This is a genomic window from Prosthecobacter vanneervenii (assembly GCF_014203095.1).
In the GTDB taxonomy this organism is placed as follows: Bacteria; Verrucomicrobiota; Verrucomicrobiia; order Verrucomicrobiales; family Verrucomicrobiaceae; genus Prosthecobacter; species Prosthecobacter vanneervenii.
Map to the genome: position 1 here is coordinate 958457 of NZ_JACHIG010000001.1, position 26680 is coordinate 985136.

At 62.5% G+C, this 26680-nt stretch carries 20 protein-coding genes; 5 read left to right on the top strand and 15 right to left on the bottom strand.

Features of this window, described 5'->3' with window-relative positions; translation table 11 throughout:
- Positions 1–28 precede the first annotated feature (28 nt).
- Positions 29–931, bottom strand: coding sequence for an alpha/beta hydrolase (locus HNQ65_RS03725; protein ID WP_184338124.1), 903 nt, complete (start codon positions 929–931; stop codon positions 29–31).
- 122 nt (positions 932–1053) lie between these two features.
- Here HNQ65_RS03725 and HNQ65_RS03730 point away from each other — a divergent pair, with 122 nt between their 5' ends.
- Together HNQ65_RS03730 and HNQ65_RS03735 are read left to right on the top strand one after the other, a co-directional pair.
- Positions 1054–2286, top strand: coding sequence for a M48 family metallopeptidase (locus tag HNQ65_RS03730; protein WP_184338125.1), 1233 nt, complete (start codon positions 1054–1056; stop codon positions 2284–2286).
- Positions 2287–2373: 87 nt separating this feature from the next.
- Entirely contained in the window at positions 2374–5325 is a 2952-nt protein-coding gene (locus tag HNQ65_RS03735; protein ID WP_221306026.1) for a PSD1 and planctomycete cytochrome C domain-containing protein, read from the top strand.
- Between the two features lie 430 nt (positions 5326–5755).
- Here HNQ65_RS03735 and HNQ65_RS03740 read toward each other — a convergent pair whose 3' ends face one another.
- The 10 genes from HNQ65_RS03740 to HNQ65_RS03785 are packed head-to-tail and all read right to left on the bottom strand — an operon-like array spanning position 5756 to position 18691.
- On the bottom strand, positions 5756–7423 hold the full coding sequence (locus HNQ65_RS03740) for a phosphate ABC transporter substrate-binding protein (protein ID WP_343076546.1): 1668 nt from the start codon (positions 7421–7423) through the stop codon (positions 5756–5758).
- On the bottom strand, positions 7420–8898 hold the full coding sequence (locus HNQ65_RS03745; protein ID WP_184338126.1) for a glycoside hydrolase family protein: 1479 nt from the start codon (positions 8896–8898) through the stop codon (positions 7420–7422). Before HNQ65_RS03745 ends, HNQ65_RS03740 begins: the two co-directional genes overlap by 4 nt.
- Complete coding sequence (locus HNQ65_RS03750; protein WP_184338127.1) at positions 8895–11363, bottom strand: alpha/beta hydrolase fold domain-containing protein; 2469 nt, start codon at positions 11361–11363, stop codon at positions 8895–8897. Before HNQ65_RS03750 ends, HNQ65_RS03745 begins: the two co-directional genes overlap by 4 nt.
- A complete protein-coding gene (locus HNQ65_RS03755; RefSeq protein ID WP_184338128.1) occupies positions 11360–12094 on the bottom strand; it encodes a phytanoyl-CoA dioxygenase family protein in 735 nt (244 codons plus the stop codon). Before HNQ65_RS03755 ends, HNQ65_RS03750 begins: the two co-directional genes overlap by 4 nt.
- Positions 12095–12122: 28 nt before the next feature.
- Entirely contained in the window at positions 12123–13493 is a 1371-nt protein-coding gene (locus tag HNQ65_RS03760; RefSeq protein ID WP_246437546.1) for a hypothetical protein, read from the bottom strand.
- Positions 13494–13526: 33 nt separating this feature from the next.
- Positions 13527–14750, bottom strand: a complete 1224-nt coding sequence (locus tag HNQ65_RS03765) for a family 10 glycosylhydrolase (RefSeq protein WP_184338129.1) — start codon at positions 14748–14750, stop codon at positions 13527–13529.
- Between the two features lie 4 nt (positions 14751–14754).
- Positions 14755–15570: an HpcH/HpaI aldolase family protein gene (locus HNQ65_RS03770; RefSeq protein ID WP_184338130.1), complete on the bottom strand. Its 816-nt coding sequence runs from the start codon at positions 15568–15570 to the stop codon at positions 14755–14757.
- Positions 15571–15580: 10 nt separating this feature from the next.
- Complete coding sequence (locus HNQ65_RS03775) at positions 15581–16780, bottom strand: SGNH/GDSL hydrolase family protein (RefSeq protein WP_184338131.1); 1200 nt, start codon at positions 16778–16780, stop codon at positions 15581–15583.
- A 7-nt stretch (positions 16781–16787) separates the two neighbouring features.
- Positions 16788–17888: a sialidase family protein gene (locus tag HNQ65_RS03780; RefSeq protein ID WP_184338132.1), complete on the bottom strand. Its 1101-nt coding sequence runs from the start codon at positions 17886–17888 to the stop codon at positions 16788–16790.
- A 35-nt stretch (positions 17889–17923) separates the two neighbouring features.
- A complete protein-coding gene (locus HNQ65_RS03785) occupies positions 17924–18691 on the bottom strand; it encodes an RraA family protein (protein ID WP_184338133.1) in 768 nt (255 codons plus the stop codon).
- 67 nt (positions 18692–18758) lie between these two features.
- Between HNQ65_RS03785 and HNQ65_RS03790 the strand changes: the two genes are divergently transcribed.
- Positions 18759–19844 (top strand): GntR family transcriptional regulator, encoded by a 1086-nt coding sequence (locus HNQ65_RS03790; RefSeq protein ID WP_184338134.1) that lies wholly within the window; start codon positions 18759–18761, stop codon positions 19842–19844.
- Between the two features lie 2 nt (positions 19845–19846).
- Here the strand turns inward: HNQ65_RS03790 and HNQ65_RS03795 are convergent, their stop codons facing one another.
- The 3 genes from HNQ65_RS03795 to HNQ65_RS03805 all read right to left on the bottom strand — a co-directional run bounded on the left by HNQ65_RS03795 (position 19847) and on the right by HNQ65_RS03805 (position 21800).
- A complete protein-coding gene (locus HNQ65_RS03795; RefSeq protein ID WP_184338135.1) occupies positions 19847–20632 on the bottom strand; it encodes an SDR family oxidoreductase in 786 nt (261 codons plus the stop codon).
- A gap of 107 nt (positions 20633–20739) precedes the next feature.
- The gene (locus HNQ65_RS03800; RefSeq protein WP_184338136.1) at positions 20740–20967 is read right to left on the bottom strand and encodes a hypothetical protein; all 228 of its coding nucleotides are present in this window, start codon (positions 20965–20967) and stop codon (positions 20740–20742) included.
- Between the two features lie 116 nt (positions 20968–21083).
- Positions 21084–21800 (bottom strand): hypothetical protein, encoded by a 717-nt coding sequence (locus tag HNQ65_RS03805; RefSeq protein WP_184338137.1) that lies wholly within the window; start codon positions 21798–21800, stop codon positions 21084–21086.
- Between the two features lie 251 nt (positions 21801–22051).
- Between HNQ65_RS03805 and HNQ65_RS03810 the strand changes: the two genes are divergently transcribed.
- Together HNQ65_RS03810 and HNQ65_RS03815 are read left to right on the top strand one after the other, a co-directional pair.
- Positions 22052–23047, top strand: a complete 996-nt coding sequence (locus tag HNQ65_RS03810) for a permease (RefSeq protein WP_184338138.1) — start codon at positions 22052–22054, stop codon at positions 23045–23047.
- Positions 23048–23054: 7 nt separating this feature from the next.
- A complete protein-coding gene (locus HNQ65_RS03815; RefSeq protein WP_184338139.1) occupies positions 23055–24326 on the top strand; it encodes a TIGR03943 family putative permease subunit in 1272 nt (423 codons plus the stop codon).
- Between the two features lie 23 nt (positions 24327–24349).
- Here the strand turns inward: HNQ65_RS03815 and HNQ65_RS03820 are convergent, their stop codons facing one another.
- Positions 24350–26614: an RCC1 domain-containing protein gene (locus HNQ65_RS03820; protein WP_184338140.1), complete on the bottom strand. Its 2265-nt coding sequence runs from the start codon at positions 26612–26614 to the stop codon at positions 24350–24352.
- Positions 26615–26680: the final 66 nt, after the last annotated feature.

Sequence of the window (26680 nt, forward strand, 5' to 3'; positions counted from 1 at the left end):
AATGGGCTGCGTATTTGAAGACTGCGCCCTACTTCGCAAAGATCTTCTTCAGCCACGCATCCACCACTGGCGTGGCCGGGTACGTGGGATCTCCCATGCGGCGGTTGATTTCTGCATGGCCGATGAGGCCGTGACCTTCGAAGCCTTTCACCTCGGCGGGGGTGTCGGCTTTGCGCAGGGCCTCACCGAGGGCGATGGACTGGGCGGTGCCGTCCACGCGCTGGACGTGCAGGATGAGGAAGGCGGGAGCATTGGGCGCAGCGGCCTGCTTGGTGGGCGAGAGCTTGGCCTGGCGCTCGGGGTCAGTGCCAAAGGCCTGCAGGTAGGTGTCGTGCATGAAGTCACCGCCTTCCGCGATCTGCTGGGGCACATCATAGGCCGCGCCATCCAGCGGGATGATGCCGCACACGGCCTGGGGGCCCAGATCGGCCTTCTGCAGATAGCTCATGTCCGTGCCCACCAGCGCCACCAGATGCGCCCCGGCGCTGTGGCCCATGAGGACCACGCGCTTGCCATCAAAGCCGAGCTGCTCGGCGCGGCGGATGAGGAAGGAGACAGCGTGTGCCACGTCGCTGGCCTGCTCCTCCACGGTGCAGGAGGGCACGAGGCGGTAATTGAGCGAGGCAAAGGCGTAGCCCTGCTGGAGGTAATGCACACTTTTCTCCCCTGCTGCCAGGCCTTTGTCACCGCGCTTCCAGCCGCCGCCGTGCACGTAGATGACCAGCGGAGAGCCCGGCGTGGTGGGCCGCCAGTAGTCGAGATTTTGCATCGAGTCGCTGCCGTAGCTCAGCTCTTCCTTGCCACCCTGCTGCGCAGAGCCCGAGCCGGACTGCCTGCGGTTGGCAATGAGATCGCGCAGCCTGCCGCCGAGCTGGGCGGAGGCCGGGGTGATGCTGACAAGAGCGAGGAGAAAAAGCAGCGGGCGGATCATGGCGTGCGAGGGGAGGTGGTCATTGACTGAAATGCAGCACCGGGCGAGTGGTTACACAAAATTTCGGGATTCGTGCCGCTCCTGCTGCATCTTTCCCGCTTTTTCTTCCCAACCCCAACCACATGTCTTTATCCAATCCCTGGTTCATCGCCGCCGTCGTCGGCGTGCTCGGCGTCTTTCATCTGGAGATCGTGGCCACGTTTCTGAATCTGGCGCAGTTCCGCCATGCGCTGCCTGCCCGCCTGCGGGAGATCTTTTCCGAAGAGACGGTGCAGAAGGCGGGCGAGTATGCCGGCAAGTCCTCGCATCTGGATGTGCTGCGCAGCACGGCCTCCGTGGCGGTGCTGGTGTGCTTTTGGTGGGGTGGCGGCTTTGACTGGCTGCAGCGCTGGAGCGCCGGATGGGGCTGGAGCGCGGTGTACACGGGCATAGGCGTGATCGGTGTGCTGCTGCTGGCGCAGAATCTCCTCTCCCTGCCCTTTGATGCCTGGGACACCTTCAAGATCGAGGCCGAGTACGGCTTTAATCGCACCACGGTGGGCACCTTCATCGGCGATCGCGTGAAAGGCCTGCTGCTCACCGCGCTGCTGGGCGGGCCGCTGCTGGGGCTGATCCTGTGGTTTTTCCAGACGCAGGTCCACGCGGTGCTCTACACCTGGCTGACCGTGGCGGGCTTCAGCATCGTGATGGCCTGGCTCTCTCCCCGGCTGCTGATGCCGCTGTTTCTGAAGTTCAAACCGCTGGATGACGGCCCGCTGCGCGAGGGGCTGCTGGCGCTGGCCGCGCGGCTGAAGTTTCCCGTGGTGGACATCTCGGTGGTGGACGGCTCCCGCCGCTCCAGCAAGGCGAACGCCTTCCTCAGCGGCTTTGGCAAAAACAAGCGCATCGCGCTCTTTGACACGCTGATCGAGAAACACACGCAGGCGGAGCTGGAAGCCATCCTGGCGCATGAGATCGGCCACCACAAATGCCGCCATGTGCCGCAGCAGCTCATCCTAGGGCTGCTGGAGAGCGGGCTGATGTTTTATCTGCTGCACCTGGCGCTGCAGTCGCCGGAGTTTTTCAGCGCCTTTGGAGTCACGGGGCAGCCGCTGGGCCTGGGGCTGGTGCTTTTCAGCATCATCTATCAGCCCGCCAGCCTGCTGCTGGGCCTGCTGAGCAGCGCGCTGAGCCGCCGGCATGAGTTTCAGGCAGACGCCTATGCCCGCAGCGCCTGCGGCAGCGCACCGCTGATGGACGGGCTGAAAAAGCTCTCCGTGGACCACCTGACGCACCCCAACCCCCACCCGCTCACCGTCTGGCTGCACTACTCCCACCCGCCCATCGGTCAGCGGCTGGCGGCACTGGAAAAGTGACAAGCTTATTCACAGCCTTTTTTCGCATCCGTGATAAATGCATCCCCTCAGGGGCGTAGCATGAATTAACCCCTTCAGCCTACCTTTATGAAAAGCCCCTTGCGAGCTTCTCTCTTTACCCTCGCCGTTTCCACCAGCCTTTTTGCGGCCGATCCCGCAGCGCCTGCCCCTGCCCCAGCTGTGGCGGCTCCCCCTGCCCCTGCCCCAGCTGTGGCGGCTCCCCCTGCACCGGCCCCGGCTCCCGCAGCCCCTGCGGCGGCACCTGCTCCAGCACCCGCCGCTCCTGCGGTAGCAGCAATGGATTTTGTGCGCGATGTGCAGCCCATCCTGGAGGCCAAGTGCCTCGAATGCCACAACCCCGGCAAGATCAAAGGCAAGCTCCTCATGGACTCCCTGGCTGCGCTGCTCAAAGGCGGCTCCACCGGCCCGGCCCTCGTGGCTGGCAAGCCCGATGAGAGCGAGATGATCAAGCGCCTCGTGCTGCCGAAAGATCACGACGACATCATGCCTCCCAAGGGCGGACCGCTCGCGGCCCATGAGATCGACGTGCTCAAGCGCTGGGTGGCAGCTGGCGCCCCCTGGCCGCAGAACCTCACGCTGCAGTACAAGACCCCCGAGCAGCGCCAGGCCCTGGCCGAACTGAACAAGAAGCTGCCAACGCTGAAGAACCTGCAGATTCTGCCGGACAAGTACTCCCTGGAAACCAAGCGCGACTACCACCGCGTGGTGGTGCTGGCCACCTTTAAGGACGCCACCACCAAGGACGTGACCGGCCTGTGCGATCTCAAAGTGGCCGACTCCAAAGTAGCCACGCTCGACGGCCTGACGCTGAAGCCTGTGGCCGATGCCGGCAGCACGGAGGTCATCGCCTCCATCGGCGGCCAGACGGTGAAGGCCCCCGTGGATGTGAAGAACGGCACCAAGGACCGCGCCATCTCCTTCCGCCTGGACTGCATGCCCGTGCTGATGCGCGGCGGCTGCAATCAGGGCGGCTGCCATGGCGCCGCCCGTGGCAAGGACGGCTTCCGCACCTCCCTCTTTGGCATGGACCCCGCAGGCGACTACATCCGCATCACCCGCGAGATGCCCGGCCGCCGCATCAATCTGGCCATCCCGGAAGAGAGCGCGCTGATCGAAAAAGCCGTGGGCGCCGTGCCGCACTCCGGCAACCAGTGCTTTGAACCTGACTCCGTTTACAACAAGACGCTGCTGGAATGGATCGCCGCAGGCGCTCCGAACGATGCTGCCGATGTGGCCAAGGTGACCGGCATCGAGGTCTTCCCCAGCCAGATCGTGCTGGAGGGCAAGAACGCCACACAGCAGATCACCGTGCGCGCCACCTACTCCGACGGCACCGACCGCGATGTGACGAACTTGGCGCTGTTCATGTCCAACAACGACCCGACCGCCACCATCAGCAAGGCCGGCGTGGTGACCTCCGGCGACCGTGGCGCAGCCTTCATGCTGGCCCGCTTTGATGTGTACTCCGTCACCGCGCAGGTGCTGGTCATTCCCGCCGAACTCAAGTATGAGCGGCCCAAGCTGGCTGAGACGAACTACATCGACACGCTGGTGGACGAAAACCTGCACAAGCTGCGCATCCTGCCCTCCCCCATTTGCACGGACGAAGAGTTTGTGCGCCGCGCCTACATCGACATCGCTGGCGTGTATCCGGAGTCCAAGGACATGCGCGCCTTCATCACGGACACCAACCCCAACAAGCGCGCCGCGCTGGTGGACACTCTGCTGGAGCGCAAGGAATTCACCGAGCTGTGGGTCATGAAGTGGGCCGAGCTGCTGCAGATCCGCTCCGGCATCGCTGGCAACAACAACCAGCCGCCCTTCTACAAGAACGCGCTGCTCTACTACAACTGGCTCTCTGAGCGCATCGGCAAGAACGTTCCGATCAATGAGATCGTGCAGGAGCTGCTCTCCTCCTCCGGCGGCACCGTTTCCAATCCTGCGGTGAACTTCTACCAGACCGAGCTGGACCAGCTGAAGCTGACGGAAAACGTGGCCCAGGTGTTCATGGGCATGCGCATCCAGTGCGCGCAGTGCCACAACCACCCCTTTGACCGCTGGACGATGGACGACTACTACGGCTTCAAGGCCTTCTTTTCCCAGATCGGCCGCAAGCCCACGGACGATCCTGCTGAAGTCATCATCTACAACAGCAAGGGCGGTGAATCGAAGCACTTCCTGACGCAGGCAGTGATGAAGCCGAAGTTCCTCGGCGGAGACACCCCAGAGATGAAGCCCGGAGAAGACCGCCGCAAGGTGCTGGCCGAGTGGATGGCATCCCCGCGCAATCCCTTCTTTGCACGCAACATCGCCAACATCATCTGGGCGCACTTCAACGGCGTCGGTGTGGTGGAGCCGGTGGATGATGTGCGTGTGTCCAACCCGCCGTCCAACCCCGCGCTGATCGCCGCGCTGGCCGAGCACCTGACGGAGTACAAGTACGACATGCGCAAGTTTGTGCGGGACATCTGCACCTCCCAGACCTACCAGCGCAGCACCAAGGTTAACGAGACCAACGCCGGGGACAAGCGCAACTTCTCCCACGCCCAGGTGCGCCGCGTGCGTGCCGAGGTGCTGCTGGACGCCATCTCCCAGATCACCGACACGCCGAACAAATTCCAGGGCCTGCCGCTGGGCGCACGTGCCGTGCAGATCGCCGACGGTGCGGTGACGAACTACTTCCTCACCACCTTTGGCCGCGCCAAGCGTGAATCCGTCTGCTCCTGCGAGGTGAAGATGGAGCCCACGCTCTCCCAGGCCCTGCACCTCATGAACGGCGACGCCGTGAACGACCGCATCAAGCAGGGCCGTGTGGTGGCCAACATGATCAAGGACAAGAAGACCGACCGCGAGATCGTGGAAGACCTCTTCCTGCGTGTCTTTGGCCGCATGCCTCTTGAGAAAGAATGGACCAATGTGCAGCAGGCCATCGCAGACGATCCCAACGGCCGCCAGACGGTGCTGGAAGACCTCTTCTGGGCCCTGCTGAACTCGAAGGAGTTCTACTTCAACCATTGATGCCCCAGCAGTCCGTTCGCCCCGCAGAACAGACCTGAAAGCCTCTTCCCCAAACGGGCGGTTTGAGCCACAAGCTCAGCCGCCCGTTTTGTTTGGCATGCGGATGACAGCGGGCCTTGTGGCATCTGCTGATTCATTCGTCAAACAACAGCCCGCAGGAGAAGCGTTTACGAGAACCAGGAATGACGCATTCGATTCTGCGCCCACACTCATACCACGATGCGATGAAAACGGGTCTGAAGGCGGAGGCACGAGCCGACGGAGGGGCATCATCTTGATCCCCCCACCTGCAAGGGGTTCGCGGATGTGCGATGGCGCTGGATGATGCGGGAGCGTGTGGGATCGGGACGATCCCACTCCGCAGAGCGCTGGGTGGCCGCATGGGATACTGGATTTCACCCATGGGACCCGTTTTCAGCTGTGCGTGGTATCACTCCGCAGGCAGATCCGAAAATAGCACGCACCAGTTCCACAGCGGATAGGGCTGGCCTGAGCGGGTGCCGTAAGCTGAGTCGGTGAAGGTGAAGACGGAGCGCTCGTCGTCGGAGTCGCGTAGGTTGCCGTAGCTGAAGGAGCGCATGGCCACGAGGTCCTGGCCGGGCTCGAAGGGTCGGGCGTCGCGGAGTTCTGCGGGGTCGTAGCTCAGCACGGCGGCTCCGTTTTCTTCGCGCACGGAGCGCACCGGGACGCGGGCGACGGCGTCGGAGGTGGTGGTGGCGAGGAAGGCGCCTTCGTTCATGAGCTGCTTGATGGATTCTGTGATGCCGCTGGAAAGAAGGAGCTCGCCAGCACGCACTGAGGCCACCTTGCCAAGCGCGCCTGCATACGGGTGGCCGTAGCTGAGGCGGCAGGTTTTGCCTGCGGACAAGGGTGCGGCCAGACGGATGCGGAGCTGGGCGGGGGCGACGACTTCGATGGAGGTGAGAGGAACGGCAGCGCCGGTGCTGTCGTGCACGCGGAATCCGGCCAGCGAGGTGAAGGTGCCGTTTGCGGTGATTTCTTGTCGAGGGAGGAAGGTGGTATCTAATACCAGAGGAGGACGGGGCACGCTGAAGCTGACGAGGATGGTGTCGCGGGTGGCTTCCAAGGATGCCTTGTGCGGGCGCAGCGGCTGCCAGCGCTCGCCGCGATCCAGCACACGGTGCATGACCTTGCCCACCTGCTCGCCCCACCAGCGTTCGCCATCGGCGGAGAGATGGATGGGGGCGCCATGGCGGCCGGGTTTGGTGCGGCTGTTGATGGCGCTGGGCACGGCGTAGTGGGGGCCGACAAGCCAGATGCTGGCATCGGCATCGGCGGCCATGAGCTGCGCCTCGCCTGCGGGGCCGAGGGTCTGGTAGGTGAAGAGGGGGAGTTCTGTTTTCTGTCCGGTGATGGCGCACAGGTCAGCCGACCACTGCTTGCGATAAGCGATGAGTTGATCGCGATACCAGGCGAGGCCCTGCGCGCGTGGCAGCTCGGCATCCCAACGCGTGGGGACGATGCTGCCGGTGGGGCCGCTGTTTCCCTCCCCCTGCATCCAGTAGAGCGCGGCGATTTGAAATGACGAGCCCGCAGCTTTGGCCTGTGCGACGGCGCGGCGTGCATCGTCCAAACTGGTGCGGTAGTAGCCGCCGCCATGCCTGCGGGACTCAGGCGTGCGTGTGTCGGTGGAGAGGTCGGCGCTGGAGAGCTCATTAATTTGCCTTCCCCCCTGCCCTGCGCAGGCGACGAGGAAGCGGGAGGCTGACTGAGCGGCCCGCGTCTTGTTGTTTTCAAATCGCAGCGACTTCCAGTGGTCGGCCATGCCATTGGCGATGGTTTCGCCTAGGCCACCATTCGTCTGCGCGAGCAGCGGCACGAGCTGGAATGACTCTGGCGCCCGCTGATCGGGCGAGGCAGGATGATCTGATGCAAGCCAGGTGCGCACGCCGCGCTGAAAGGCTCGATTTCCCCAGCCGGTGTCCGCGCTGGTGACGATGGGCAGGGACTCGGAGCCATCGCACAAGGACTGGCCCATCATCCAGATGCCGGAGATGGCGGTCGTGGAATCCGCAGCGCCCGCCAGCCCGGTGAGCGCGAGGAGGAGGAGGAGGAGGAGGAGGAAGCAGCATTTCACGGCATGAACTGGAAGGAGAAGACGTCGGCATCTTTCATGGAGATGCGCAGGCGCAGCGGCTTTCCAGCGAGCTTGCTGACATCGGTGCCGGATTTCCATGCGACCTTGCGGTCGAGTTCATTGCCGATCTGCATGACACAGTCCTCAAGGCCGAAACCGGGCACGGGTTTGCCATCGACGTCTTCAAAGCCCACTTTCACACCGCCAGCAGCAGAAGTGGAGAAATTCAGCGATAGCTCACGTCCGGCAAAGACCACCGGCTTGGTGATGGCATGACCGCCTGCGTAGCTGCAATGCAGGGAGGCAAAGCCGTCCGTGCGCAGCGAGTAGCGGCGCATGTGCGCGGTGGGCTGGGCATAGTCCTGATTCACAAACACAGACATCTCATGCGGACCGGTGGGGACGACATTGAGGGCGGGATAATTGGTACGGGAGACCCAGTTTTGTGCGCCGATGCCACCCCGGATGAAGCCTTCCAAAAAGGTGCGGTCATACACGCCTGAATGCGCGGTGCCCTCCACGGGGCGTGTGGTCATGAAGATGGCGTCCGAGGTGTCCTTGAAATAATTGGGGTTCACCTTGATGGCGGCGGCCTGCTCATCAGTGAGCACGCGGCGGCCCGGCATGAAGCGCGCGGCGATGGAGACATACAGATGCGGTGCGCGGAAGTAGGGGTGCGTTTGATTGGTGTAGAGATGCTCAATGGGCGCCTGCATGGAAGGATGGCGATACTCCATGAGCACGGGCGCGGACCAGGTGCGGAAGTCGCTGCTCTCGCTGCGAACGATGCGGCGGATGCCGCCCTCAAACACGCGGTAATAGGCGACGTATTTGCCCTCGGCTGCGGACCAGAAAGGGACGTTCTGCGAATCGAACATGTACTTGTAGGGTACCATGGCCTTGGTGATGACTGGCTCGGGAGCGAGCTTTTCCCAGCGCAGGCCGTCGGGAGATTTCCACGCGGTGAGGCCGCCGCCCTCCATGGTGCCGCCGAAGGCCTTGAAGCGCTCGCCTTCCGGCACGCCAGGGCGCTGGTCGCGAAATGGGCTGAAATTGTGCGTGGCGGTGTGCGCCTTCATGAGCACGACGTTGTTTTTTCGAGTGCCTATCACCTCATAGATGCCGAGTTCGGGCTTGGTCCAGGTGCGTCCATCGGCGGACTCCGCGACGCAGGTCAGCTCCTCCTCGCTGCCGTCCTTGTTGGCCACGGCCTTGCCGCGGTAGTAGGCGCGCAGGCGGCCATCGCCGAGTGTGACGAGCGTGGCATAGCCGCTGAAGAGCCCCTCCCATGGCTGGTCAAACTTAAAGGCCACGCCCTCATCGCGCGGAGTTTGCAGCTGCAGGTGCGTGCCGCTGAAGCTCTCGATCAAGAAGGAGTCCGCAAACAGCTCGCGACGGCTGCCAATCTGGACGGGGGCGTCGGCAGCAGGCAGAGAGCTGGCAAGCAGCAGGGAGAAAAGGAGCTGTGGTTTCATGGTTGAGCGGGTTTCAAATGTTGCGCGAGGAGTTCCTGCATAGTGGTGGCGGGCTTCCCATCCTGCGGATGGTGAACCTCGCATGACACGCCGAGAGGCTGCAGCGTGGCCTGGAGCATGAGCGCATGCAGCACGCTGTGGCTCGGGTCTGTCTGCGGCTGGCCTTTGACGGGAGGCTTGTCGTCTTTGGTGTAAACAACGAAAGCGGGTGGATCGTCTGCGCTGGCGTGGGCGATGGGCGACCACCGGCGAATGTCTGCGATGTGCTTTTCACGATCGGCGAGGAAGAGCGGGAATGTTTCCTTGCGTGACTTTGACAGCGGGTAGCCAAAAGCGTGCGCGCCGTATTCGCTGTTAGGGATCCATTCGACAAGCTGCTGCGGATCGAAGGAGGCCTGCGGTGCCTTGGTGGCGGTGAAGAGGAGACGGGTGGATTCACGTGCGACGGGGTCGGCGCTCTGCGGCTCGGCCATGTCATCGTGCATAGCCAGCCAGAGAGAGGAGCAGCCGCCTGCGCTCACACCGCTGGCGGCGATGCGTGTTTTGTCGAGATGCCATTCGTCCGCCTTGGAGCGGAGAAACTGCAAGGCACGCGCGGCATCCTGCAGAGGCCACTGGAGCGGCGGCGTGACTTTGGCGGCATTGGCATCGGCGAGGAAGCGGTAGTTGATCGAAGCGACGGAGATGCCGGCATCGAGAAGGGCGCGGACGTCGAGGTGCTGGTGGATGTCCGTCTTGTCCTGCGCATTCCAGCCGCCGCCGTGGATGTAAAACACGACTGGGGTGGGCTTGGTGGATTCGGTGAGCCAGACGTCCATGCTCTGGCGAAAGTGGGAGCCGTAGGGCAGATCGGTGAAGGTGGCGGGTGTGGCGTCGAGCTTGTCCGTGGCGTACTTTTTCTGCACCTCCGCAGGCGGCATCCAGCCAGTGGGGCGCTGCTCGTCGGGCGTATAGGCGCAGGTGATGAAGTAAAGGCCATGCGCGGGCAGCTTCTGTGGTGGCACGTTTACCTGCACCTGGGTGAAGCCATCGGCATGCCAGCTCTCGTAGCCGTCGGCGGCATCTTGTTTCAATGCCGCGCCATTGAGTCGGACCTCGATCTGCCGGGGCTCGCGATAAGGCAGGCGCAGGCGGAAGCCGATGCCGTGGGAGAAGGAGGCGTCGGTCGTGGCGGCGAGAAGCTGCTCTGGAGTCTGCTCCATGGCGATCTTGAGCTCGGGGCCTGCTTTGATGAAGCGCTCGATCTCGGTGGCGGAATCTCCCAGCAGATGACGGAAGTCATTGAGGGCGATGGCGTGCTTGGCGGCTGCGGTGGTGGCGACGACGAAGGTCTCGCGGCCCACGGTCTGCGGATAGAGAAAGCCGAGGGCGAAGTCGCTCTGCTGATTCCACAGCTCCACGCGGCTGGCGCGGCGCTCTGCAGCGGCGCTGCCATAGGCGGTGACGTAGTGGCCGACGAAGTGGCGCATGCGGTTCACGGGATAACCGGGAGTGCGCTCATCGAGCCACACGCCATTGCCGATGCGCATGAGGCCCTGCATGCGGGCCACGAGGCTCTGCTCCCAGGCCACCTCCTGCGTGAGCAGCATGGTGTGGTATTTGGCGTAGCCGTAGTGCGCGGAGTAGAAGAGCGGCATGCCGTGCCAGAGCTTGCGCCCGAGCGGGGCGAGCTCCGGGCCCCAGAAGGTGCGCTGGGCATCGGCCTCAAAACGATCCGAGGGGAATCCGGCTGCGCGTCCGGCCTCGATCATCGCCTCCGTCACGCGCCAGTCCCAGGGGCGCAGGGCGTAGTTGGAATACGCACCGCCGGTGACCTCCGTCATTATCTGACCGTGATACAAGCGGCGTGCGCCGAGCTGCTCGGGCGCGTATTCTTGAAGACCGGTGCCATGCAGATGGGCATGCACATCGGGCTGGTATTCATCGATGACGGAAAGCACTGCGGTGAGCTCGGGTGCATCCTCCGGTCGGGTGAGCGTGAGGGTCTTCACATCCCACAGCTTGCTGAGACGGCCGCCGCCTGTGTAGGGGTCCACTCCATGCTCATTGCGAAAGCGGTCGGTGTAAAACATGGCCAGCGGATTCACGCAGGGCATGACGAGGATGATCTGCTTCTTTCGCGTCTCCACCGCGAGCGGATCATCGCTCAGACACCACTCCGCAAAAGCCATGGCACCGGTGGTGCCGGTGCGCTCGGGGCCGCTATGCAGCGTGGTGATGAGGCACACCTGCTTGTCCGCAGCGGGCACGGTGGTGTCGGTGATCTTGAGGAGATAAACGGGCATGGTCTGCCCGCTCATGCCGCGGGACTCCATCGTCATGCGTTTGGGGAACATCTGCCGCCAGTGGATCAGCGTGCCCACGTACTCATCCCACGTGAGCCGGTGCATGGGCGCGTAGCTTTCCTGAGCGCCGAGCGGCACCAGCGCTGCGAGCAGGCAGAAAAGAGCAAGGAGGTGCTTCATGCAGGAGGCGTGGCGGCCACAGCCGTTGCGTAGGCTGTTTTGAGATGCGGATCGGTCTGCGTGTGGCTGCCGCGATAGACGAGCAGGAGCCCGAGGCGTGAGTGCTCTGTGGTGTTTGGCGCAGAGTGATGAATCGTCTCGCAGTGATGAATGGTGGCGTCTCCGGGGGCCAGGAGGGCGCAGAACTGCTCGCTGAGCGGCACATCGGACGGATGCGCCATGCCGATGCTGTTTCCGCGCACGCCGCTGGGCCGGGTGGGCAGCATGCCGCCGAGATGTGAGCCTTTGACAAAGAAGACAGGGCCATTGGCCTGGGTAACCGAATCGATGGCGATCCATACAGTGAGCATGTCCGGCGGGCTCTGGCAGAAGTAGGCGTTGTCCTGGTGATAGGGCACTCCGGAACCGATGCGCGCAGGCTTGTTGAAAGTCTCCACTCCGACCAGCACCGGATCTCCATGCACCAGCGGAGCCACCAGTGTGAGGATATCAGCACGTTCGCCAAGACGGCGGAAGTAGGTGCTGTACTTTTCCAGACGCCAGAGATTGCGCACGGTCTTCTCGTCCTTCTCAAAGGTGCGTGCATCTGCAGGCAGCGCTGCGAGGTCATCTCGGATATAGCGCTCCAGCTCCGCACGCACGGCGGCAATCTCAGCGGCATTGAGAAACTGATGAATCAGCACCACGCCATCGCGTTCGTATTCGCCGAGGATTTTGCTGCTGACCTTCATGTCTCAAAAGCGTGTTCGGTTGTCTGACTCACGGCTTTTTGCCAAGCAGCTGCTGCATGGCGCCGGTGAGCACCTGCTCGACCTCGGGGGCGACATTGGAGGAAGTGGGACCGGTTTCGTAGCCACCCTCGGGATAGGCGGCAGCGGTGCCGATGTAGCCGGGGCCGTAGTCGCCGTAGGCGGCCATCATGACGTGGAGGTCCGGGCGCAAGGCCTTGGCGGCGAGCTGGTATTCGACAAAGAGCTCGCCGGGCAGATGAAGCATGCGCGTGTCTCCGACCTGGAGGCAGGTGATGTCGATCTGATGACCGGCCTTGCTGCGGCGCACAAAGGCGAGCTGGTCGGCAAAGGAGATGTAGCCCTTGGCGGCGGTGGATTTGAGCTTGGCGATGAGGTCCTCCTCGTTCAGGCGTGGGGAGAGCGGCAGCTTCACCGGCACACTGCCCCAGCCGATTTCCGCGCTGGTGAGCGGCTGCTTCACAGTCTTGTCGTAGGCCTCGCGCATGCCTGCTGCGAGGCGTGTGGCGAGGATGACGCGATTGGCCTGAGCGCCGTCGTTGTACTTGCCTGCGGCGACGTTTCCACCTGCGCCATTGAAGTGCACATGCAGCGCGGCGTTCACATCCTGACCGCGAATGAAGCGCGCGATGCCGGGGAAATCCGGGCTGGGAATGCCGAGGCGGTAGTAGCTCTGCGGATGGCAGGCGTAGCTGGTGAGCACCGCCACGGGCTTGTCGCCATTCCAAAAGCTGAGCACAGAGACGAGGGGATCGATGAGACCTTCCGGCAGGGAGATCAGTCCTTCGATTTTGCAGGCACTGCCGCGCATGCGGCCCACGCGACCATCGGCAAGGCGCTCCACGCGGCGGTTGGAGGCGACCTCCTTCACCACGGCCTCGCCATAGCCATAATGAGAGACGGGCTGGGCATTGGGCAATGCCGCGCGGATGGCATCTGCCGCGCGCTGGATGACCTGACGGTGAAAGGTGCCGTCGAAACGGGTGTAGCCCTGCACGCCGAGTTCCTGGATGATTTTCTCCGCCGTGAAGTCGCAGCCGGGGGCATCGTGCTGATGCAAGGCATGCACGGCCACGCGGCCCGGCACAGTGCCTGCGGCCTCGGAGAGCGCGGTGCGAAAGGCATCGTGCCCTTCATTGGCGATGCCGATCCAGTCCACCGCGCAGAGCACGACGGGCTGCGCGGAGCCGAGAATGACGATGCCACGGCAGCGCAGAGTCAGCTCATCCACCCGCTTCACCGGATCATAGGCCATGGCCGAGCCGAGCGGCGGCGTGGCGTCCACGTCAAAGGTGGCGATGCGCACAGGCTCGGCGGCGCGTGCGGACTGCCCGAGGCCGAGGGGTGAAAGGAACAAGGCGAGGAGGAGCAGGGCTTTCATGAGAGAAGTGGATGGTGAGGAGAGAAGACCGCTTCAGCGTGCATGGGCGGTCTTTACATCACCGAGACCGGTGAACATTTCTTTCCGTGTCTCATTGAAAAGATGCAGGCCGTCCGCACCTGCGGCGTACACTTTGGCGGCGCGGGCCTCATACTGCTCGCGTGTGAGAAGCTCGCTGGGTGGCGGCTTGAGCTTGCCTGCGGCGATGAGGCGGTCCTCCTCGGCGGTGCGGTCATGGCCTTTGGTGATGGCTTCCTCACCAAAGAGCACCGCGCAGCCGCTGCCTTTGGCCATCTGCACAAAGGGGGCGATGTCAAAGTCGTAACCACCGAGGCCATACTGACCCACCACGAGGTAGTCGAGCAGGCCTTCCTTGAGCCAGGTGGCGATGTCGCAGCCCCAGGTGGGGTATTTCTGCCAGTCGATGCGCACGGAGAGGCCGAGGTGCTTGTTCTTGGCCTTGCCAGCTTCATCGAGAATCCGGCGCACCTCGCGCACAAACTGCGTCATGACCTCGTAGCGCAGCGGCACCCAGCGCGGATCATCCTGGCCCACGGTGGCGGCTTCGACACCGTATCTGGCCTTGAAGGCATCGGCCATGGGCTTCTCAAAGCCGAAGAACACGGGATGACGCTGGAAGTCGAGATTGATGCCGTCGATGTCCTGCTGCACAGCCTCGCGGAGGATGCTCAGCTTGAACTCGCGCACCTCGGGAAAGGCGAAGGAGAAGCGGTAGCCGGTCTTGCCCTTGGCATCGATGATGCGCAGCTCCGGGTGCTGCCACCAGAAAGTGCTGTTGGCGTATTTGGGAAAGCTGCCCTGCCACATGTTTTCCGGGTAGTCTCCGTTCATGCGGAGGGAGGCATAGCAGGCCAGCCCGGCCTCGTGGCAGGCGTCCGCGACGATCTTGAGCGTGTTCTCGCCGCCATCGGCCATGCGCTTGAGGGTTTCATGCGCCAGCTTGTCGCCACGACGGGGAAACTCCGTCATGCCAGCGCCGATCAGCTCCGTAACTTTGCTGGGGTAGTTGGCGCGGCTGCCCGCGATGATGCACCACTCCATCACGGCCACCTGGGTGTCCTTGTAGGCCAGCATGGCGTTTTTCAGATCCTCCGCCGTCTTGTAGCGGCCGCTGTGGAAGGCGCTGAAGCCATCGTCATTCACCACGAGGAGCTTGGTGCCGTGGTGCGGCCTGGGCGGCTCGGCGGCAAAGAGCAGCGGGGCGGCCAGGGCGAGGAGCATAAGATGGCATTTCATGGCATCAGTAAGTCTTTCCTGCGGGAATGGCGGAGTGGCCGGAGATCTCGCTAAGAACGCTGTCAAACTGCGCGGCGCAGTCGCTGAGGTGGGCGTGCAGCGCGCCGAACTCGCTGCCGAGCACGACAAACTGGGAGCCCAGCTCGATGATGGTTTTGGCATCGGCTGCGCTGCCTACCGGGCGGCCCCAGGTCTTGCCATGCTTGCGGCATGCGGCGGCGATTTTTTTCTGCACGTCCATCATCACGGGATCGCTCACAGCAGGTGTGCAGCCGAGGCGCAGGGACATGTCGCCAGGGCCGAGGAAGAGGACATCCACACCAGGCACGGCGGCGATTTCATCCACCTGCGCAAGCGCGTCGGGGGTTTCGATCTGCGCGACGAGGAAGGTCTCGCGGTTGGCGGCGTCGGTGTAATCGTCGGGCTTGCCGATCCAGTAGCTGGCATCGCGACCGCCACCGCAGAAGCCGCGATCTCCCAGCGGTGGAAACTTCATGGCATTGACCAAGGCGCGCGCCTCGTCCGCACTGCCGACGTGAGGGATCATGAGGCCGGAGGCGCCGTCTTCGAGGAGGCGGTAAAGGCCGTTTTTCTCCTTGGTCTGCGCACGCCAGACGCAGTCGATGTCCGCCGCGTGGTGGCGGCCCAGCATGGTCTCGGCTTCGCGCGGGTCCCAGACGCGGTGCTCGGCGTCCAGCCAGATGCCGTCGTAGTGAAAGTGAGCGGCGATGGCCGGGAAGAAGGCGATGGGCGAGCCGGTGCAGCAGATGCGGGCCACCTGGCCGGAGCGGATTTTAGCGAGGACTTTGGAGCGTCTCATAGGAAAGGGATCAGGGTTGATGGTGTGCGAGCCAGTCGCAGAGGATTTTGAACGGCAGAGAATGATCGCCGGAGCGGCGTGCGATCATGGAAAGATCCTGGGCCTGGATGAGGCGACGGGCGAAGGCCTCATGGCGGCTTTCCTCCGGGGTGAGCGCGGGCTTTGCGACCGAGGGCAGAGCCACCACCACATCCCACTGCTGCGGGCCAAAGCTGAGCGACCAGTTCATGATCCATGAATAATCGTGGTGAAACTGCGCCTGATCCTTCAACGGAAGATCAGCGGGCACGGCGATGATCACGAGATCCTGCGTCATGCTGCGCACCTTGCGCGCCGAAGCCTCCAGTTGCGCGAGTGACTGGCCTGCGACGGGCCAGGAGGTGACACTGACCTCCACGCCCGGAGTCAGCTCCTTCAGCGCATTCGCGATGATCTCATCATACGGCGGCATGGCGAGAACCCGCACCGGCTGCGCGGCCTTGATGCGGGCAAAGACATGCGGCAGCACCGGCGCGGGCGGCCCGATTTTGCGAAGTGAAACCGTCTGCCCGGTGATGGCCTGCGCGAGCGTTTCGGCGAAGAGCTTGTGACCGGCCATGTTGGGATGAATCGTGTCACTGAGGAGCAGATTCCATTCGGCGGCATCGGCGGCGTGCACGGCCTCGAATGCGGCGAAGCAGTCGGCCACGGGCAGCGCCTCGTCCTTGGCCACATCGCGGATGGCCTGGGTGAATTCGGCGAGGCGCGCGCACGGGCGCTGCGGAGTCTCGACGACGGAATTCTGCGTGCAGAGAAGCACCTCGGCACCGGCCGCGCGGCAGCGTGCGATCATCTCGCGCAGGTTCTTTTTAAAGACATCCACCGGCGTGCCCACGAGATCGTTCATGCCAAACATGATCGTCACGAGGTGAGGCTTGCGGGAGAGGACATCGCGGTCGAGACGCTTGAGGCCGCCGGTGGTGGTGTCTCCGCTGATGCCCGCATTGTGCACGCTGAGCTTTGCCTGCGGGTGGAGCTGCTGCAGTGCGATCTGGAGCATCTCGGGATAGGCCCGGCGACCGCCGCTGTGATAATAGACACCGGTGATGCTGTCGCCGATGCAGACGATGCGCACAGGATCCTGCCCTGCGGCGAGGAGTGCGGCTGTTTTCAGCGGTGCTTCCGCCAGCAGGTGTGAGCAAACGCAGAGGAGAAGAAGGAGCGTGCGCATGGGATCATCAGGGCTGCTTGAGCCAGTCGAGCGTGATGCGGCGAATTCGCAGGCGGTTGAGAGCGCCCACCTTGCTGTCGCCAGCGCAGTAGCCGATGAGCATGGCATCGCCCACGAAGTGGATGGCGGTGTAGTGGTAGAGACCGTCGGGATCGCTCTCGATAAGCTTGCGTTTGGGCCAGGTCTTGCCGCCGTCGGTGGAGATGGCGGCGACGTAGGGATTGCGCTTCTTGGGCGGGAACGGGAACATGCCGGAGTGGTCGTTGTAGATGGCGAGGAGATCGCTGCTTCCTGGCAGACGCTTGATGCTGGCGGGGCCGTTGGGAGATTTCATCTCGGTGGGCACGGGCGGAGAGAAGGTCTTGCCCGCATCGGTGGAGTAGAAGCCGTACTGCGCGCCCTGATCTGTGCGGCACCAGGAGAAGAGGCCGCCGTCTGCCAGCTCCACCACACCGGGCTCCTGCAGGCCGCTGCCGCTGCGCACGGCCATGGCCCACCAGCTTGAGGACTCCGTCCAGGTGGCTCCTTCATCATCGGAATAGATCCACATGGCGATGGCGCGTGCGTCCCAGGATTTGCTGCTCTCGGGGTCGGTGCCGCGTGAGCGGTGAAAGGCGAGCGGGATGACGATGCGGCCCTTGCTGGTCTGGATGACGCGGTCGTTGTTCATCACGAAATAACCCGGCGCCTGCAGCACGAGCTTTGGCTGGCTCCAGGTCTCGCCTTCATCGGTGGAGATGCGCATGTGCGGGCGGCAGTCGATCCAGCTATTTTTGATGCAGTAAAACATGGCCAGCTTGCCGCTGGCGAGGCGCAGAAGAGAGACGCTCATCACGTTGTCGCCGCCAGTGTTTTCCACCACGGTCACAGGCTGGCTCCAGGTGCGGCCCTGGTCGTCTGAATGAATGCGCACGATGCGCGCGGGGCTCTCGTCTCCAGCGCCGCCGTAGAAGTGCGAGTAGCAGAAGATGATGCGGCCGGAGGCGAGCGTGGCGAAGGAGCCTTCCGAATTGCGCGGGTTGTCCTTGGTGGGATCGAGATTGAGCGTGATGGTGCTGTCCGCATGCGCCAGAAGAGCGGCAGTCAGGAAGAGGAGGAGGCGTTTCATGGAAGTGTGATTGGTGAAATGAAAAAGGCAGGCGGCTACCACTCGCCCTGGCGAGAGAAGCGGGCTTTGAGATTGCGGCCGAACTGGGCGATGGACTGCTCCAGACCGGCGAGCGCCTGCGCGGTGCTGAGACCTTCGCAACTGCGCGCCGCTGGAATGACCGTGGTGCATTCGTTTTCATCCATGAAGCGCGCGGCCTCCAGCAGGCCAGGCTGCTCCTCGGGAGGAATGACGAGGAAGCCGTGCTTGTCGGCATGGATGAGATCGTCCGGCTTGACGGTGCGGCCAAAGACCTCGACCTCGCAGCCCCAGCGCACGGGGTGGACGTGCGCGTGGCCCACGCAGAGGCGGCGGGCGAGCGCCTTGAACCCGGCGCTGGTCATTTCATCTAGATCGCGGATGGCTCCGTCTGTGATGGTGCCCACGCAGCCGAGCGCGCGGAACATGTTGGCGCTGACCTCGCCCCAGGTGGAGCCAAGCACACGCGGCTTGTCGAGATCCTGCACGACGATGATCTTGGGCCCGGGCACGCTGGCGATGTACTGGCGAAACTCCGCGCCCGCATTTGGATTGGCGGTGCGGTGGGCTGCATTCGAGGGCTCGATGACGAGGGTGACGGCGTAGCCCACCATGGGGCCCATCTGCGGCATGAAGTCGTGGGTTTCCTCGATGTTGAAGGCGTCGGCTCCGGCATCGCGCCGGGTGATCTGCTCCCAGCCGTTGTAGATGGTGGGGGTGTTCCAGCGCTTGAGCTGAAGCAGGTCGCTGTGAGACAGGGGGCGTGCTTTTGCGGTGTCGGCCATGAGGTGAAAACAGGCGGTTGAAACGATTTGCCACAAGGCTGCGTTTCTGGTCTGTTGTCCAAACCAGATGCAAACCGACGCTTCATCCAGCCCGCGCCTGCCGCAGCGCGTCTCCCTCGTGACGCAGACGGCGCAGAGCCTGCGGGAGTCCATGCTGGCCGGACACTGGCAGGGGCACCTGCCCGGAGAGCGCGAGCTGTGCGCACGCCTGCAGGTAAGCCGCCACACGCTGCGTGCGGCGCTGCAGATGCTGCAGCGGGAAGGCACGCTGGAGGTGGCGGACCGGCAGCGGCGGCGCATCAAGACCGCCACGGGAAAAACGAAGACGTCTCACTCGCACGTCATCGCGCTCATCTCCCCGCGCCCGCTGCAGGAGATGTCGCAGTCCACGGTGGTGATGGTGGATGAGCTGCGTGACCAGCTCTCCCGCGTGGGCTTCAGCTTCGAGATTCATGTGAGCACCGCGTGCTTTTCCTCCAAGCCCGCCCGCGCGCTGGAGGCGCTGACCACGCGATCTCCCGCAGCAGCGTGGCTGATCTTTGGCGCGCTGGAGCCGGTGCAGAGCTGGTTTGTGCGGCATCAGCTGCCCAGCCTGGTGGTGGGATCGTGCGCACCGGGGGTGAGCCTGCCGTCCATCGACACCGACTACCGCGCACTCTGCCGCCATGCGGGCGGCATGCTGTGCGCCAAAGGGCACCGGCACATCGTCCTCCTGCGGCCCAGCGGTGACTACGGTGGCGACCTGCAGAGCGAGCAGGGGCTGCGCGAGGCCCTGGCCGCGAGCCATGCGCCGCCACCACAGGTCATCCTGCATGACGGCACCGCCGCCAACATCTGCGCGCTGCTGGACAAGGCGCTGCGCTCCGCCCGCCCGCCCACGGCCTTTGTGGTGGCGCGCGCCATCCATGTGCTGACGGTGATGATGTTTCTGATGCAGCGCGGCAAGCGCATCCCGCAGGACATCGCAGTGATCTCCCGGGATGACGAAACCTTCATGCAGCATGTGGTACCCAGCGTGACGCGCTACGCCCCTGGCAGCGGCCAGTTTGCCCGCAACGTATGCAAGGCTGCTCGCCAGCTGGCAGAGACCGGTGGCCTGCCGCCCAAAGCCATACGACTGATGCCGAAGATGATTCGCGGCGAGACGCTGTGATCTCACCAAGAGGTCCAGCCGCCATCCACGGCCAAATTTTGACCGGTGATGAATGAGGAGGCATCGCTGAGGAGAAAGGTCACGGCACCGGCGATCTCCTCCGCCTGCCCCACACGGCCCAGCGGCACTTTTTGAGCGAGGCGCTGCACGAAGTCCGGCTGCTGCACCTGGATGGAGGGATTGGGAAAAGGGCCGGGAGAAATGCTGTTGCATCGGATGCCCTGACGGCCCCAGTGGACGGCGAGGTAGCGCGCGAGCTGCTGCACGCCCGCCTTTCCCACGCCGTACTCAACGGGGTTGGGATTCATCGGAGCGGCATACACCGAGGGGTCTGGTGACACGCTGCCATACATGCTGGAAAAGAGCACCACACTTCCCCTGCCCTGCTCCGCCATGTGCCGCCCCACAGCACGTGCCAGCGTAAAGGTGGCGGTAAGGTTGCCGTGATTGGCCATGTCAAAGTCCGCCGCAGTCAGATCGTCAAAGCGCTTGGCCGTCGAGGCATAAGTCATGACTACCAGGCCCTGCGGCACGCCGTGGGCGGCGATGCGCGAGTCCACAAAGGCCTCAACGGCGGCGATGTCTGCCGCATCCAAGGAGGCTGCCTCCACCTGCGTCTGCAAGCTTTTGGCAGCCAGCATTTCCTCCGCCCGTCCTGGCAAATCCACGCAGAGCACGCGGGCCTGCATTTCCGCGAGCTGGGCCACGACCGCCGCGCCGAGATAACCGGCGCCGCCAAAGACCCAGATTGAGCGTCCCTTGAGATCAAAAGGATGTGGGGAAGACATGAGCCGTATCATGCACGGCTCATGCCTGCCTACTCAAGGCTGTGCTACTGGTCTGTTGTCCATGCCAGACCAGTGCGCAGCCTCAGCGTCAGGCGGATGAATCATCGTTATTTCGGCGAATCCTTCTTCTTCACCGGGTAGGAATTCGGAGACTTGGCAAACTTCTGCATGCACTCGGTGCAGCAGAAAGAGACAAAGCCCTCTTCGGTCTTCACACGGTAGATTGGGCGGGAGGCCTTGTGGTCCACCGGGCACTCATCATTGATGGGCCAGGCGGCAAACACGGTGGCGGTCATGGCCAGGGTCAGCAGCAGAGGGGCAAGAAGCGATTTCATGGATGGAGTCGAGTTGGAGTTGAGGTGCGCGTTACCCCATCAACGCACAGGCATTCCTCCATCATAGGCCATAGCAAATCCCGCCCAAGGATGCGCAAGGCAGGCACAGTGCGGGGCTACTTTTCCTCGATGTCCCAGTAGGAGAGCTTGGAAAGCTGCTCCGGAGTCAGGGTGTCGATCCAGCGTTTGCCGTCGGGGCCGGGTGTGCCGTAGGCATGCCAGTCGATGGTGCCGTCCGGGCGCAGTTTTTCCATCGATACAGAGCCATCTACGCGACCGATGAGAATCCTGCCTCCTGGCCACGAGCAGCCTTTTTTGGCAACTCTCTCAGACCTCATCCATAAAGAAGAGCCACTTGTCACCTCCCATCGGGGCGGCCATGATGAGTTGAGGCTTTTTTCGATCACAAGCGGCGTTTCGGGGTGTGACACGTCACTTTGCCCCTTGAGAAGCATCCAGTGGCATTCTCCTGGCTGGAGCGCCTTTTCGAATCCTGGTGGATCTCCGATGACGTTGTCCGGATTAAAAATGCTCTGGGGGCAACCGAAGATGCGCTCGTCCGTCACAATGCCCTCTTTAAAAAGCTCACGAAAGACCTCATTTGATGAGTGAACCGCCACCTTCCCATGGTCTGGAAAGGCAGAGTCGTGATCTTTCGAGTACTGCTTTAAGCTCAGAATGATCTGCTTGCACTTGTTCATGCCGATCATTGAGTCGCCCCGAGATGAAACTCGTGTGAACGCAGGCAGAACCACCCAGGCCGAAAATAGCAAACATGCAACAAGCATACCCCACTGCATGCACCCCCACTGCTCTTTCGGCTCTTCGTTCATAGGGGCGATTTCACCAGAAGTGATGCTGAGAGACAATCTCATTCGGTGTTTAGTGACCTTGTTTTTTGCGCAGGGCAGGCACGGCAGCGTAGTGATCGAGGACGATTGTGCTTCGACGGAATTTCTTGATCTTTTGACGACCTATTGACTTCAGCGAGAAGCCATCCCCCAGCCAAGAATCCACTATTTCGCCCTTCTTTCCCGCTTGAACCCGCCTTTACGGAGCGTTTAAAAGGGTTCATCCCAACTTCATGATTTTTCTAGCCGAACTGCCCGCACCCAGCCGCATGGGGGACGTCCTCATGGCTTTCCTGAGCATTGTCTTTGAAGGAGCTCCGTACATCCTCATCGGCACGGTCTTTTCCGGAATCATCGACGCCTTCCTGCCCGCCAAGCTGCTGGACCGCGTGCTGCCCAAGAGCAAGCTGCTGTCCACCCTGATCGCCGGCTTCCTCGGGCTCGTCTTTCCGGTGTGCGAGTGTGCGGTGGTACCGGTGATCCGCCGTCTGGTGCAGAAGGGGCTGCCGCTCTCCTGCGCTGTCACCTACATGCTCTCCGCCCCGATCATGAACCCCATCGTGGCGATCAGCACGATGACGGCCTTCAAGGAATTCCAGGGCCTGGGCCTCTCCACAGCGGGAAATGCCACCATGACGATCGCGCGCCTCTCGCTGGGCTACCTGGTGGCGGTGATCGTGGGTCTGGTGGTGCTGCGCTTCAAGCCGGGCCAGGTGCTGCGACACAGCATTGCCAACAAGATCGAAAACGCCGGGGCTGAAGACGCCCATGACCACGGCCACACGCACGCCCCGGCCGCCGGCTTCAATGGCAAGCTGGTGCACGCCATGCGCAGCTCCATGCGCGACTTCCTCGATACAGCGATGTATTTCGCCATCGGCGTAGTCATCACCTCCGCCTTCAACACGCAGATCAACCAGTCTCTGCTGAACACCGTGGCGGGCAATGACTGGCTGGCCATTCCGTCCCTCATGGGACTGGCCATCGTGCTCTCCCTCTGCAGCACCTCGGACGCCTTCATCGCCGCGCCGATGACCGCCTTCTCCATGGCCGCCAAGCTGGCTTTCCTCGTCTTCGGCCCGATGATGGACATCAAGCTCCTCTTCATGTACTCCGGCGTCTTCCAGCGGAAAGTGGTCGTATATCTGCTGGTGGGGCTGTTTGTGCTGATCGGCCTTCTCAGCAGCCCTTGGATGGGCCTGATCCAACTCCTTCACACCAAACCTTAATCCTGCCATGAGTGCCACCCGCACCCTCGTTCACCTTCTCAGCGTCGCCATGCTCCTGCTGTGGGGCGGAGTGCTGCTGTACTTTTACATCAGCGGTCGTCTGAGCAACTACCTGCCACCGGACGGCATCTTCCGCCCGATGGTGCTCATCTCAGGCATCGGCCTCTGTGTGCTGGGCCTCTTCAATCTGCTGACCATGGGAGCTGAAGACGTGGGCTGCGAGGGCCACGACCACGGCCACTCCCATGATGAGCATGACCACGACCACAAGGAGTGCTGCGGCCACGACCATGATCATGCCCACGATCACGCGCACAAGGACGGCTGCTGCGGTGGCCATGATCACGAGCACAAGCAGGCCGCCTGCGACCATGATCACGGACACAAACACGAGCATGGTTGCTGCGGAGGCCATGACCATGGACACGAGCACAAGAACGAACACGGCTGCTGCGGGCATAATCACGGACATGAAGGCCATGCGCACGGCATTCTGGAAGAGAGCTCCTGGCCGGGCCGCATCGTGGTGCTGCTGATCCTGGCCGCCCCGCTCTCCTGGGCTGCTCTTTCCACCCCGGACCGCTACAGCCAGAACGCCATCGTAAACAAGGGCCTGTACGATCCGAACTACAAGGACACCTCCCGCGCCGACCAGTTCTCCCTGCAGAACAAATCCAAGACGGCAGCTCAGCCTGCGACTGACACCATCGCCGCCACAGCGCCCAAGGCTTCGGACCTGCCACCCGCTGCCACCACCAAGCCAGCCAGCACGCCTCCTCCGGGAGTCGCTGCAGCCTCTGCCGCTGCCGAAGAAACCAAGACACCGCCCAAGAACATCCCTGCCCCGGCACAGGCCTCCAAGAGCTACGGCACCTTCACCCTGGAAGACCTCAAGAAGCAGGTGCCGCAGAGCAAGGAGGGCAACTTTATCCTCGAAGTGCCCGAGCTCTACTACACTGGCGGCGACCTGGAAGTACAGAAGGTCCTGACTGGCCAGATGGTCGAGACCGTGGCGCAGATCCTGCCTGAAAAGGTGAACAACGCCGACGGCCACCGCATGCGCATCTTCCGCATGCTGGTGCAGTGCTGCGCCGCCGACGCCCGGCCCTACTCCGTGCCTGTCGATTTCGGCAAGAAAGCCCCCGAGTTTAAAGACATGACCTGGGTCAAAGTGGTGGGCAAGATGAACTACAAAAAGGAAGGCAACCAGACCGTCCCCATCATCGAAACCACCAAGGTTGAAGAAACCACCGCGCCGGACAATGCGATGATTTATTGAGTCGCCCCTGCTTCAGTGGCTCTTCAAGGCGGCGCGGTCACAGACAGATGCACAAACATCGAATTGGCCGCGCTCATGGGAATGACCGCCTTCACCTGCTGCGTGGTGCCATCATCGCTGAGCACTGTTTGGGCGACACCTGCACTGCTCCATGATCCTGCGGACAAAGAAGGGCTCCACTCCACCGTGTATGCAGTGCCCGCATTCACCGCTGAGGTGCTGCGGGTGTAGGTGTATTCAAAATTAGCGCCATTAACTAGCGCCCCCACCGGCAACCTGCTGACAGTTTTAGGATTGAGATTGAGGGCATACTCGAGCAGATTGGGGATGCCATCTCCATCATAGTCGGCTGTGTCTGCGGCGTTGCCGGTGTTCGCTGAAGTGCTGAAATTTTGCTGCCTCCATTCCTGTTGCAGAGTCAGGGTGGTGAAGGTGAGGTCAGGACTGCTGTATGAACCTCCGTTGATGCGATAATGGTAGGTGGTGCCAGGGGTAAACCCACTAGGAAAAATGCTAAAGTGAGTGCCTCCAGGAATGAATGACAAGCCTGAAATGCGCATGCCATAGGCGGAGGTAAGACCATAGTCGAGGGAGGTGCTCAAAGCGATGCTGGCAAACTGGCCTGTATAGATATATCCACCCAAAAAGACCGTACTGCTGGTGGGCACAATTGGAGCATCGGGGGTGATCGTGATGGGGGGCGTGGCCACCAGCGCTAGACTGTGCAGAGCACTCGGTCCAGCGAAGACCGACGCGCACAATTCATAACTCCGAATGGATGCCCCTGCAGCCTTGACCGGGTATTTGACGCCGGCGCCGACGTTTAAACCAATTTCATTGTGCGTGTTTGAGCCCCATACGGCCAGGGTACCGTCTGAGCAGCATGCCAAGCTATGATAGAACCCTGCGGTCACACTCGTTACGGTTTTCCCATAAAGTGCGGAAGTACCACTGCTTGTATTGACCAAAACTGGCAGGGATTGCGCAACTCCGGCGGGGTTTCTGGGATTGCCGGAGTTGTCTCCAAGCTGTCCAGAATCATTCGCCCCCCAAGCAGTCACAGTGCCGTCTGAACACAAAGCCAGACTGTGCGCATAACCAGCACTTACCGCCACCACGGTTTTGCCATAAAGCGCGGAAGATCCCTGAGCAGTGCTCACAGCCACCGGCAGGCTTGAGCCAGAGGCAGTGGTAGAGAATCCGAGCTGCCCATTGGCGTTGCTTCCCCAGGCGACCACTGTGCCGTCGGAGCACAGAGCAAGGCTGTGGCCGCTTCCTGCAGCCAAGGAGATCACACTTTTACCATTCAATGCGGAGACACCACTGGCAGCACTGACCGCCACAGGCATAGGGCACAAGCCGAAGGTGAGGTTGCCGAGCTGTCCGACACTGTTGTCTCCCCAGCCAACCACCGTGCCATCCGTGCAAAGTGCCAGGCTGTAACTGGCCCCAGCCGCAATGGCGACTACACTCCTGCCCGACAGGTCCGAGACACCACTGGAGGAGTTCACAGCAATGGGGATGTCGCTCTGCGTCGTAGCCAGATCAATTCCGAGCTGCCCATCAGCGTTGCCACCCCAGGCCACCACCGTGCCGTCTGAACACAGCGCGAGACTGTGACTGTCTCCAGCAGCCACAGCCACAACTGTTTTGCCATACAAAGCAGAGCTGGCATCTGACACATTCACTGCCACGGGCGTGGTGGCGGTGCTGCTCGTGGTGTAGTGCAGCCCCAGCTGTCCGCTGCTGTTGTCCCCCCATGCTGCGAGGGTGCCGTCCCAGCAGAGCGCCAGGCTGTGGCGCGCTCCAGCAGCCAGCATGCGGATGCTCCGCTGACTGAGCGCGCCCGTCATAACCAGCGGCACCATTCCCGTAGAACTCGACTGAGTGCCGAGCTGTTGGTACGAGTTGGCGCCCCAGGCGCAGGCTCGTGTGTCCGCCCACTGCAGCACCAGATCATTGCCGCTGCCACCATAGTAGCTGGCCAGAAAATGGTACGCTTGGCCTGCATAAGTGAGCTCTACCAGCTGCCCCTCCACCAGATTGCTGAAAGTGCCGCTGATGAAGGGCAGGCCGGTGTTGTTCACCACGGTCAGGTTGGCACCAGTCCGAGGCGCGAAATTGAGAGTGAAATTGAGGGTGTTCCCTGTGGCGGTGTAACTGCTGGCAGTCACGGGCGTGTCCGTGGCGGAGTTCCAGGTGGCGTTGACTACCGCCGCCTCAGCTGACACGAGCTGAGCCAGAAATAAAAGGACAGCGCAGCGATAACCACGCAGGGACTTGAGCATAAGAAATATATACAACACTCACAAATACAGCCACTCAATACATTTTTCTTATCACATCTGTAACAT

Bases quoted from the DNA above. Each gene is read 5' to 3' on its own strand.
- HNQ65_RS03785 (WP_184338133.1), bottom strand. From the start codon at position 18,691: ATGGCCGACACCGCAAAAGCACGCCCCCTGTCTCACAGCGACCTGCTT.
- HNQ65_RS03735 (WP_221306026.1), top strand. From the start codon at position 2,374: ATGAAAAGCCCCTTGCGAGCTTCTCTCTTTACCCTCGCCGTTTCCACC.
- HNQ65_RS03765 (WP_184338129.1), bottom strand. From the start codon at position 14,750: ATGAAATGCCATCTTATGCTCCTCGCCCTGGCCGCCCCGCTGCTCTTT.
- HNQ65_RS03805 (WP_184338137.1), bottom strand. From the start codon at position 21,800: ATGAACGAAGAGCCGAAAGAGCAGTGGGGGTGCATGCAGTGGGGTATG.
- HNQ65_RS03810 (WP_184338138.1), top strand. From the start codon at position 22,052: ATGATTTTTCTAGCCGAACTGCCCGCACCCAGCCGCATGGGGGACGTC.
- HNQ65_RS03790 (WP_184338134.1), top strand. From the start codon at position 18,759: ATGCAAACCGACGCTTCATCCAGCCCGCGCCTGCCGCAGCGCGTCTCC.
- HNQ65_RS03755 (WP_184338128.1), bottom strand. From the start codon at position 12,094: ATGAAGGTCAGCAGCAAAATCCTCGGCGAATACGAACGCGATGGCGTG.
- HNQ65_RS03750 (WP_184338127.1), bottom strand. From the start codon at position 11,363: ATGAAGCACCTCCTTGCTCTTTTCTGCCTGCTCGCAGCGCTGGTGCCG.
- HNQ65_RS03780 (WP_184338132.1), bottom strand. From the start codon at position 17,888: ATGAAACGCCTCCTCCTCTTCCTGACTGCCGCTCTTCTGGCGCATGCG.
- HNQ65_RS03815 (WP_184338139.1), top strand. From the start codon at position 23,055: ATGAGTGCCACCCGCACCCTCGTTCACCTTCTCAGCGTCGCCATGCTC.
- HNQ65_RS03770 (WP_184338130.1), bottom strand. From the start codon at position 15,570: ATGAGACGCTCCAAAGTCCTCGCTAAAATCCGCTCCGGCCAGGTGGCC.
- HNQ65_RS03820 (WP_184338140.1), bottom strand. From the start codon at position 26,614: ATGCTCAAGTCCCTGCGTGGTTATCGCTGCGCTGTCCTTTTATTTCTG.
- HNQ65_RS03730 (WP_184338125.1), top strand. From the start codon at position 1,054: ATGTCTTTATCCAATCCCTGGTTCATCGCCGCCGTCGTCGGCGTGCTC.
- HNQ65_RS03795 (WP_184338135.1), bottom strand. From the start codon at position 20,632: ATGTCTTCCCCACATCCTTTTGATCTCAAGGGACGCTCAATCTGGGTC.
- HNQ65_RS03760 (WP_246437546.1), bottom strand. From the start codon at position 13,493: ATGAAAGCCCTGCTCCTCCTCGCCTTGTTCCTTTCACCCCTCGGCCTC.
- HNQ65_RS03775 (WP_184338131.1), bottom strand. From the start codon at position 16,780: ATGCGCACGCTCCTTCTTCTCCTCTGCGTTTGCTCACACCTGCTGGCG.
- HNQ65_RS03800 (WP_184338136.1), bottom strand. From the start codon at position 20,967: ATGAAATCGCTTCTTGCCCCTCTGCTGCTGACCCTGGCCATGACCGCC.
- HNQ65_RS03725 (WP_184338124.1), bottom strand. From the start codon at position 931: ATGATCCGCCCGCTGCTTTTTCTCCTCGCTCTTGTCAGCATCACCCCG.
- HNQ65_RS03745 (WP_184338126.1), bottom strand. From the start codon at position 8,898: ATGAAACCACAGCTCCTTTTCTCCCTGCTGCTTGCCAGCTCTCTGCCT.